Annotated in this window: 6 protein-coding genes; 2 read left to right on the top strand and 4 right to left on the bottom strand. The window is 70.2% G+C overall.

The window, feature by feature from the left end:
* Window positions 1-1,272: trypsin-like serine protease (locus ACZ7OY_RS01395; RefSeq protein ID WP_471909489.1), on the bottom strand; the 1,272-nt coding region annotated here is incomplete at its 3' end.
* 86 nt (window positions 1,273-1,358) lie between these two features.
* A complete protein-coding gene (locus tag ACZ7OY_RS01390; protein ID WP_471909488.1) occupies window positions 1,359-1,865 on the bottom strand; it encodes a hypothetical protein in 507 nt (168 codons plus the stop codon).
* Window positions 1,866-2,601: 736 nt separating this feature from the next.
* On the opposite strand from ACZ7OY_RS01390, the gene ACZ7OY_RS01385 reads away from it, so the two are divergent.
* A complete protein-coding gene (locus ACZ7OY_RS01385) occupies window positions 2,602-5,976 on the top strand; it encodes an ALF repeat-containing protein (protein WP_471909487.1) in 3,375 nt (1,124 codons plus the stop codon).
* Between the two features lie 123 nt (window positions 5,977-6,099).
* Window positions 6,100-6,483, top strand: a complete 384-nt coding sequence (locus tag ACZ7OY_RS01380) for a hypothetical protein (RefSeq protein ID WP_471909486.1) — start codon at window positions 6,100-6,102, stop codon at window positions 6,481-6,483.
* A 95-nt stretch (window positions 6,484-6,578) separates the two neighbouring features.
* Here the strand turns inward: ACZ7OY_RS01380 and ACZ7OY_RS01375 are convergent, their stop codons facing one another.
* Together ACZ7OY_RS01375 and ACZ7OY_RS01370 are read right to left on the bottom strand one after the other, a co-directional pair.
* Window positions 6,579-8,783: a trypsin-like serine protease gene (locus ACZ7OY_RS01375; protein ID WP_471909485.1), complete on the bottom strand. Its 2,205-nt coding sequence runs from the start codon at window positions 8,781-8,783 to the stop codon at window positions 6,579-6,581.
* Between the two features lie 181 nt (window positions 8,784-8,964).
* The gene (locus tag ACZ7OY_RS01370) at window positions 8,965-9,471 is read right to left on the bottom strand and encodes a hypothetical protein (RefSeq protein ID WP_471909484.1); all 507 of its coding nucleotides are present in this window, start codon (window positions 9,469-9,471) and stop codon (window positions 8,965-8,967) included.
* Window positions 9,472-10,334: the final 863 nt, after the last annotated feature.

The following is a 10,334-nucleotide window of genomic DNA, read 5'->3' as shown; positions in this document are numbered from 1 at the left end:
GCCCGTACCGGTGGAGGTGAACGTCCACAGCGCCGAGTGACCCCGGCCGTCCGAGGTGTTGGCGTACTTGTACAGGACGCCCACATCGGCGAGGCCGTCACCGTTGAAGTCACCGGACACCGGAGCGGAGCTGTCCCAGGTGAAGGAGCCGGTGCCGGAGTCCCACACCTTCACCGGCGCGTTGAAGCCGGTACCGGTGGAGGTGAACGTCCACAGCGCGGTGTGGCCGCGGCCGTCCGAGGTGTCGGGGTACTGGTAGAGGGCGCCGACGTCGGCCAGGCCGTCGCCGTTGAAGTCGCCCGACACCAGCTTGCTGCGGTTCCAGTCCCAGGAACCGGTGCCGGAGTCCCAGGGCTTCACCGGGGCGTTGAAGCCGCTGCCGGTCGACGTCTGGAGCCACAGGCCCGTGTGGTTGGTGCCGTCGGCGTTGGTCCCGTAGTTGTACAGGTACGCGACGTCGGACTTGCCGTCACCGGTGTAGTCGGTGACCCGGGGGACGGAGACGATGGAGGTCACCCAGTCGCGCAGATCGTCGACGCGGGCGCCGACGGCCCCGGTCTGCGTCACGGCCGGGTCGATGCCGAAGCAGCCGCCCTGCCAGGACCTGCTGCTGAGCGCGACCAGCTCGGGCTTGCCGGCCACCGTGCGCACGGCCGGGCCGCCGGTGTCGCCCATGCACACCCTCGCGCCGTCCTTGCCCGCGATGTCGACGGTGTCCGCGGCGGCCGAGCCGACGGTGAAGGTGCCGCTGTGCAGACCCAGCGGGGACCATTCGGTCGCGGTGCGGCCGTAGCCGGCCACCGTCAGGTCCTCGCCGGCCGTGGCGGCGGTGGCGCTGACGGCGACGGGCGCGACGGTGGTGACCGGCCGGCCGAGCCGCGCCAGCACCACGTCCCGCGACGAGGACGAGTACGGGACCAGTTCCACGACGTCGCGCGTCTCACCGGCCGTGCTCGTGAGGTCGGTGCGGCCGATGATCGCGGTGGTCTTGAGCTTGGGGGCGCCCGCGGGTACGGCGAGGCTCTGCGCCGGGTCGTCGGCGAAGCAACTGGCCGCGGTGAGAAGCCAGTTGCGGTCGACCAGGGCGCCCGAGCAACCCTTCTGGCCGTCGCCGATGTCCAAGCGCGCGGTGAAGGCGAGGGAGTTGTCGCTCACGGCCGGACCGGAGACGGCGCTGGCGGGCGTGGCGGTCAGCGCCAGCGGCGCCGTGACGAGCGCGGCGGCGAGCACCGTGGTGAGTGTGGCGGGACGGTGACGTCTGGGGTGTCGCATGTGACCTTCGGCTTCCTTGGTGGGAGAAGTGCGGTGCCGGTGCCCGGCGAAGCGCGGCGGCTCCGGCGCGAGGCGCCTGCGGCGGGCTACTTGGAGGTCCTGATCTCCATGAGCATGAACTCGCGTCCCTGCTCGTCCGCGCTCTCTCCCACGGGCGTCCAGGTGTTCTTGGTGATGTCGAAGGACTTCTCCTCGCTCCCGACGGTCATGTCCACCTGGGTCGCGTAGTCGTTGCCCTTCATCACGTAGACGGAAGGGATCTCCAGCGTCAGCCAGCCCGAGTTGCCGACCGTCCTGAAACAGATCGACCCCGACCGCTCCCGGGCCATGATCTGGAGGAGGCCGGTACCACTGGCACAGTCGGCCAGGGTGATGTGACCGTCACCCCGCTTGAGCACGATCCCCTGCTCGGCCAGGATCCTGTCCGCCTGCGGATAGGCGAAGTCCTCCACCGCATAGCCCGGGGCCTCGCCCGCGACCGGAGCCACGTCGGCGCCCGACGCACTCGCCCCGGCGGAAGCGCCCGGCAGGCCCTGCGCCACAACGAGCCATCCCAGGGCGGCCGTTGCCGCCAGTCCCACAACACGCCGCACAAGTCTCCCGCGGCTCGTCCGCGCCTGAAGCGCGGTACGCACACGTGCCTTCATCACAGTCCTGATCCACAGCCCTCGTCGTCGGTTCCGGAAAACCCGGAACACGGAATGAAAGGCGAGCGCGAAGGCCACGCCCAGCACCGAGGGCACGTTCGAGGACATGCGGATGAATAATTCCAGGCATAACGGAGCGACAGCTTGCACGCGCATATCCATGAGCTCACCCCCACCCCTGGAAGCGCGGTTTCCCGCTCGGAAATAACCGCCAAAAGACTCCGGCCCGCCCAACCTGTCGCACAACTGGACAAGAGATCGGAGAAACGCGAGACCCGTCGGCGACCGGCCTTGAAAGCGCTTGTGCGTCTCGGCGGAAATCCTTTGACCGCGTCATGAAATCTCAAGATCCATACTTTGTCCAGTGGTTTAACTCTTCACGAAACTGGATAAAAGGCCATCTTCCCCTGTGGCGCGCATCACTCACCGCTGAGTTGCCCGCACGCCGCGTGATTTCTCTCTCCACCGGTAGTCCATGACGAGTCGACGAATAGGCAATCCGGCGCACGCCATCTGTGCAATCCTTCCGCCGGTAATCGATGGCATCGGCACCTGTTTCGGAGAGGAGAACAGTGGGGCCCTTGCTCCGCTTATCCCTTTCGCGGGTGCCTTTTGCTCCTCCTCAGGAGGTTCATCCAGTGATGCGAAACAACGGCAAAAGACACGAGGGCGTGGTCGGACGATGCGCGTGAAGCAGTGGAGCAGGCGGAACTTCCTCCGCACAGTGGTCACCGGCAGCACCGCGATGGTCGCGGTGTCCGCCCTCGGGTTCGACCTGGCGCTCGCCACGTCGGCCGCGGCAGACGACACCGCGGGCGCCGATCCGCTCGCCTTACCGGACACCGACCGGGCGAAGGCGGTCAAGGCGTGGCTGACGGGCGGACAGGCCGTCAAGGCCGCCGCGGCCACGGCGCTCGTCGGCGGCGACGCCGAGATCACCGCCTTCCTCACCGAACACCTGCCGACGGCGACCGCGGAGGACAACCGCACCGTCGTCCTCACCTATCTGGCGAACGCCGGCACCGGTCTGCGCCGTGCGGGCACCGCCGCCCTCGACAACGGCGACAGCGCCATCAGGGACTTCCTCAACGGCGGCTTCACGTCCGCCTTCGAGGAGGACCTCCGCGTGGCCACCGCCACCGTCATGAGCACCAGCGGCAAGGCGGTCACGAAGGCGGGCAACGCCGCCCTGAACTCCGGTACCCAGGCGGCTCTGTCGGCGTTCCTCACCGACGGTCAGTTCAACGCACGCCTCGATGACATGAAGGTGCAGGTCACCTCCATGCTGGTCATGGCCGGCCCGGAGGTGCAGAAGTACGCGAGCCGTGCCCTGGACGGCACCGAGACGGACCTCCAGTGGTTCCTCGACACCGGCCAGCACATCGCGCGCGCCCGTGACCAGGAGTCGGCGACGATCGATGAACTCGTCGCGGTGGTCGAGCGGGAGGGCCAGCGCGCCCAGACCGAGACCGACCTCGCCGTGGAGGCCTCCCAGCGGGCCCAGACCGCCGCGGACAAGGCGAAGGAAGCCGCCCAGAAGGCCGCGGCGGAGGCCGAGGCTGCCAAGAACGACGTGGCCAGGTCCGGGGCTGCGGCGCGCAAGGCCGCCAGTGCCGCCGCGGGGGCCGCGGACGCCGCCCGTAACGCCATCAGCGCCTCGCAGGCCGCCGTGAGCGCCTCCCGTCGCGCCGCCAACGCCGCCACCGCCGCCTCGCACGCCGCCGCGGCCGCCGGGTCGGCCGCGTCCAGCGCCTACAACGCCGCGATCGCCGCGTCCAAGGACGCCTCCAAGGCGAGCACGGCCAAGAACGCCGCGGTCGCGGCCCGCAACGCCGCCGCCAAGGCCCGGTCTGCCGCCAAGGCCGCCGACTCCGCCGCGACCGCCTCCGCCCAGGCGGCGAACGCCGGTTCCGCGGCCGCCTCGGCAGCCCGCAACGCGGCCGCCGCGGCCAACGCCTCCGCCCAGGCGGCGAGCGCCGCGGGAGCGGCCCAGGCGGAAGCCGCGGAGGCCAAGCGCCAGGCGGCCATCGCCAACGCCGCAGCGAACCGCGCCACCAACGCCGCCTCCACCGCACAGGCCCTGGCCAACTCGGCCGCGGCAGCAGCGCGTACCGCACGCGACGCCGCCAACTCCGCCGCCGCGCATGCCGAGAAGGCGGCGGACGCCGCGGACGAGGCCGTGAAGTACGCGGGCCAGGCGCTCGACTACGCCAACAAGTCCACCGCCCACGCGGCCGCGGCGATCGCGGCCGCCGACACCGCCACCCAGGCCGTCACGGACGCCCTCGCGGTGGCGCAGGCCGCGCGGGACGCGGAGCTGGCCGGCATCGAGACGGACAGACTGCGCGGCATCGACGAGGCCAGACAGCTCGCCCAGTACGAGGCGGACGAACTGGCCTCGTCCGAGAACAAGCGCACCCAGGAGCAGCAGACCGACCAGGCACTCAAGGATCTGATCTCCCGGGCCGAACAGGCCCTGGCGGGCAACGACCTGACACTGGCCGCCACCCTGGGCCGCCAGGCCGCCGTCGGTCTGCTGAGCTCGAAGGGCTCCTGGTCCCGGGAGGCCGCCCAGTTCGCCCTGTCCGGCTCGGACGCCGACACCCACGCCTGGATCGACACCGACCGGGCCGTCGCCCAGAACCAGGACGACCGGGAGACCGCCCTCTACCTCGCCCAGATCTCCTCCCCCGCGATCGCGACGGCCGCGACCACCGCGCTGACCAGCGACGATTCCGAGGCGGCGCGAAACTTCCTGACCGACGGCGCGGTCCAGGCCGCGGCGGAGGACAACCGCGTCCAGGTGGGCCGTGTCCTCGGTACCAACCCCGGCAGGGCCGTCAAGGCGGCAGCCCAGTCCGCCCTCGACGCGAACACCGCCTCGGCGTTGCAGGACTTCTTCCAGACCACGTTCCCCGCCGCCATGCGGGAGGACGACGGGGTCGCCACCGCGACGCTCCTCAGCACCGGAGGCCCCTACACCAAGGCGCACGCCGAGGTGGCCATGGAGGGCCCGACGTGGATGCGCCGGAACTTCATCAGTTTCGCGCAGTACAGGACCGCACAGCTCGACTACGACTCCGCGACCCACATCGCGGCGATCAGCGGAGCGATCGCCGCGGCCGCGAAGATCGCCTGCAAGGCGCAGCAGAACGCGGCGCTCGCGTCGAAGGCGGCCGCCGAGGCGCGCCAGGCGGCGGCCGAGGCGGCGCAGTGGGCCACCAAGGCACAGGCCTCGGCGGACCAGGCCGACACCTACGCCACCCAGGCCCGGCAGAACGCCGACGACGCGGACCGCTCCGCCGCCGCGGCCCAGGCGTCCGCGGCCCAGGCCAAGGCGGCGGCGGCGACCGCGCACAGCGCCGCCCGTTCGGCGAACTACTCGGCGAACAGGGCGATCGACTCGGCCCGCAGCGCACTGAATTCCGCCTACAGCGCCAAGGCCTCGGCGGCAAACGCACGGGCGTCCGCGATCGCGGCGGGCAAGGACGCGAAGACGGCGTCGGCCGCGGCCACCGACGCCCGCAAGATCGTCGTTCAGAAGCGGCAGGCGGAGGTCGCGGCTGCCGCGAGGAAGGCGGCCGACGAGGCAAAGCAGAACCGGGCGAACGGAACCAACCCGGCCGACGGCACCCCGTGCGACAGGGTCAACTCGAACGGCAGCAACGGCAGCAACGACGAGTGGTACACGGACGCGGGCTTCTACGCGGACGCGTTCAACTACATCAGCATCGGCACCGGGTTGATCTCCGCCGGCCTCGGCCTGGCCAGCCTCGCCTTTCCGCCTCTGGAGCTTGCCGCGTCGGTCTTCGGCTTCGTGTCCCTCGGGACCGCGGCCCTCAGCACCGTGTTCACCGGCATCGAATACGGTGTAGGCAGCCCCGAGTTCAGGGATTCCGCCGTCAGTACGGCCATCGGCCTGATCACGTTCGGCCAGTCCCAGGCACTCAGCTCGCTCATGAAGGTCGGGGGCGAGGTGGCACCGGTGGTCAGTCGTGTCACACGGTTCGGCCACGACCTGATATCCCCGGCCATCGGCATCATGTCGTTCTTCTGATGAGTCTCCCGGGCGACGGCACAGACGTGCCGCTGGGCCGTCGCCCCGTCGTGTGAAGCAACCAGCAGGGGCTGGTGATCCGTCACCGGCCCCTGCACCCTTCTCCCGGAAGGACCCGGCCTCATGCTCGCCTCCGTCCCGATCGAGTGGCTGTGGCTGCTGGCCGTGGCCGCCACCGTGATCCACTGCGCAGCCATGGCCACGTGGATCCCCGTCCGGAAGTTCCGGGTGGTGTACCCGTTCGTCATGGTCGGCTGTGGCGCGGCAGCGGTCGTGGTCGGCCTGCTGTCCCGCTTCGGGCTGGCCGCCATGCTGGTCATGTACGCGTTCGCCCTGATCGGCCTGACCATAGGGCTGTTCCCGACCCGCAAGCTGTTCACGGCCTACTTCCACGCGGTCGACAACGAAGTGACTCCCGACCGGTTCGATCACCCGCGCTCGCACCTCGTGTTCTGCTCCGTCGTCGTGGTCGCCCTGCTGTTCGCGGGCTTCGCGCTGACCCGCTGACCCCGTCGGTCCCGCTCGCCGAACACACGCAGGGAGCCTCCGGGACCCGGGGCGCGGGTCCCGGAGGCTCCCTGTGGACCGGACTGCTGCCGTGTCTACTTCACGACGGCGCCGAAGCGGACGCCGGCGGCCGGGAGGCTTCCGGTGCCGGGGGCGTACGTGGTGACCGCGCCCACGGTGCCGCCGGTCACGTTGGACCAGGGCAGCACGTGCACCGCACCGTACGTCGACGGGCCGTAGGGCATACCGACGTACAGGTTCGTACCGGTCGCGTTGAGGCTGATGCCGAGCTGCTGGTTGGCCGCCGGGGTGCCCGGCAGGCCGACGTTGCCCGCCTGGATCCAGAAGTCGGAGTCGCCCGGAGCGCCCAGCAGCGAGAAGGTCTGGATCGCGCCGGCCTTGGCGGCAGTGCCGACCGCCTCGCCCGGCATGCCGACCGCGAGCTTCATCGTGGCGGCGGTGCCCACCGAGCGCGGCGCGGTGTTCACGACCGCCACCCGCTCGCCGAAGCGGTCGCCCACCTCGGCGCCGCCGCTCACGCCGTCGGCCTCCTGGTGGATGTCGCCGATCTGGCTGACCACGCCCGCGGCGGTGATCCGCAGGGTCACCACACGTCCCGCGTTCGCCTTGTCGACGTCGCTCACGGTCAGCGACTCGCCCGGCGAACCCACCGCCAGGATCGAGTCGGTGGCGGCCGTGGCCCCGGCCGGACGGTACTCGGTCATCGACAGCGAGGCGCCGAACTGGTCGCCCGCCTCAGCCCCACCGGAGATCCCGTCGGTGTCCTGGTCGATGCCCGCCACCGGGGTCGGGATGCCGCCCGCGTTCAGCTTGTGGTCGAAGACCGCGATACCGCCGGACGTCGCGAACGTGCCGATCGCCTCGTTCGGGATGCCGACCGCGATGTGGTTGGCGTCACCGGCGACCGAGGTGCCGAAGCGGTCGTTGGCCTCCGCCGTGCCCGGCACGTCCGTCTTCTCCTGGTGGACGGCCACGTTGGTGGTGCCGCGCAGGTAGAAGATCTCGCCCGCCTTGGTCACCGTGCCGAGCGACTCGCCCGGCACGCCGATGACCAGCCACGCCTCACCCGCGGCGGTCGTGCCCGCGGCCAGCGAGTAGCCCATGTTGTCGCCGGCCTCGGGGGCCGAGGCGGCGATCGCGCCGGAACCGGCCCCCTGCTCCAGGTGCAGCGCGGCCGGGCCGGTGCCGAAGCCGCCGGGGCCGCCGTACAGCACATCCACGAAACCGGCGTCCGCCACGCTGCCGACGTCCTCGTTCGGCGTGCCGACGACCAGGTCGGTGTAGCCGTCCTGGTTGTAGTCGACCGTCGCCATGGCCGCGCCGAAGCCGTCGCTGTTCTCCGCGCCGCCCGGCACCCAGTCCAGGTCCTGGGTGATCTCGGCGGTGCCCTTGCCCCCGCCGTACACGACCCGCACCAGACCGGCCTTGGTGTGGGTGCCGACGGTCGCCTCCGGGTCGGCGACGGCGATGTCCTCGATGCCGTCGCCGTTGTAGTCGTTCACCCGGGTGGCGTTGACCTTGGACGCGACCCAGGAGCCGAGGTCGTCGACGCGGGTGGCGACGGCGCCGGTACGGGTCTCGGTGGCGTCGATGCCGTAGCAACCGCCCTGCCAGGAGCGGCTGTTGATCGCGGCGAGCTGGGCAGTGCCGCCGGAGACGCGGATCTGGGGGCCGCCGGTGTCACCGAGGCACACGGACACGCCGTCCTTGCCCGTGACGGTGGCGGTGGTGGCGTCCGAGGCGTCCACCGAGAAGGCACCGGTGTGCAGGACGAGGGGGGCCCACTCGTCCTTGGTGCGGCCGTAGCCGGCGACGCGCAGTTCCTCGCCGACGGTCGGCGCGGCGGTGGCCAGCGCGATCGGGGTGACACCGGTCGCCGGGCCGGACAGGCGGGCCAGGACCAGGTCGCGGTCGGTGCGCGGGACCAGCTCGACCACGTTGCGCACCACGCCGGCGGTCCCGGTCAGATCGGTGCGGCCGATGGTCGCGGTGGTGGCGAGCTTCGGTGCGCCGGCGGGCACGCTCAGTCCGGCGGCGGGGTTGTCGACGAAGCAGCTGGCGGCGGTCAGCAGCCACTCGGGGTCGACGAGGACTCCGGAGCAACCACGGGTGCCGTTACCGATGTCCAGGCGCGCGGTGTAGCCGTAGGTGGTCTCGGCGGCGGGCACGGCGGGGCCGCTGACGGCCTGCGCGGGCGCGGCGCACAGGGCGAGCGGCGCGGCGATCAGGGTCGCGGCCAGCGCGGCGAGCCGGACGGGTCTGGCGTGTGGGGTGAGCATGACGTCCTTGGGGCGAGAAGACGGAAAAAGGAAGCGGAAAGAGATCGGCCGACAGCAACAGGGCGCGTCTCGGCGCGACTTGGCGCGACTTGGGCAGCCCGGCCTGCAACGCGGAGCTGACGGAGCGAACTCGACTGTTACGGGACGAACTCGGCGAGCCGAGGCCGTAACTGACGGAGCGCTACTTGGAGGTCCTGATCTCCATGAGCATGAACTCGCGTCCCTGCTCGTCCGCGCTCTCTCCCACGGGCGTCCAGGTGTTCTTGGTGATGTCGAAGGACTTCTCCTCGCTCCCGACGGTCATGTCCACCTGGGTCGCGTAGTCGTTGCCCTTCATCACGTAGACGGAAGGGATCTCCAGCGTCAGCCAGCCCGAGTTGCCCACCGTCCTGAAACAGATCGACCCCGACCGCTCCCGGGCCATGATCTGGAGGAGGCCGGTACCACTGGCACAGTCGGCCAGGGTGATGTGACCGTCACCCCGCTTGAGCACGATCCCCTGCTCGGCCAGGATCCTGTCCGCCTGCGGATAGGCGAAGTCCTCCACCGCATAGCCCGGGGCCTCGCCCGCGACCGGGGCCACGTCGGCGCCCGACGCACCCGCCCCGACGGAAGCGCCCGGCAGGCCCTGCGCCACAACGAGCCATCCCAGGGCGGCCGTTGCCGCCAGTCCCACAACACGCCGCACAAGTCTCCCGCGGCTCGTCCGCGCCTGAAGCGCGGTACGCACACGTGCCTTCATCACAGTCCTGATCCACAGCCCTCGTCGTCGGCCCCGGAAAACCCGGAACACGGAATGAAAGGCGGGCGTCGAAGCCGTTTCCAACGGCGAGGACAGGCTCAAAAGTGTGCGGAAAAACGACTCGCGACATAACAAGGCAACAGCTTGCAAACGCATACCCATGAGCTCACCCCCCCTGTGGAACTCCGGCGCCCCGCCCCCAGACAGCCACTCAAAGTCCCGTCCATCTGCCTTGCCGCACGATGGGGCCAGGGGCCGAGGAGGCATCAAGACGCACGGACGATGGACCGTGAAAGCGCTTGTACATCCCGGACGGGAACCCTTTGACCGCGCTATGAAATCTCATGATCCATGCTTTGTCCAGCCATCGCGTTCTACGCAGAAGTGGACATAAGCACAGCTCTTACCGTGACGCAGACCACCTCAGCATGAACGCCCTGCATGCCGCACGCAATCAGAGTGCAAACATCCGATGATGGATCGGCAACGGACGATCCGGTGTACGCAGGCACCTTCACCACTCCCTCACACTCGCGCGACACACACACACGCGCCATGCGGGATAAATCGGACGCGTTTGCCTTGAGTGTGAATTCACCCGCGTGATCTGTGCAATCCTTCCGCCGGTAATCGATGACATCGACACCTGTTTCGGGGGGAACATGGGAACCCTGTGCCGCTTACCCCTACCCTGGGTGCTTTTTGAACGTCCTCGGGAGGTTCATCCAGTGACGCGGGGCGCTCGCCACGCCGGCCTTCCGGCTCGGCGGAGCAAGGCCACCAGCGGTCGCGGCGAGTACGGCATCCAC

This window comes from Streptomyces sp. NPDC107559, assembly GCF_055657365.1.
The sequence above is the reverse complement of the archived record's forward strand: the minus strand, read 5'-3'. Positions and strand labels throughout refer to the sequence as shown.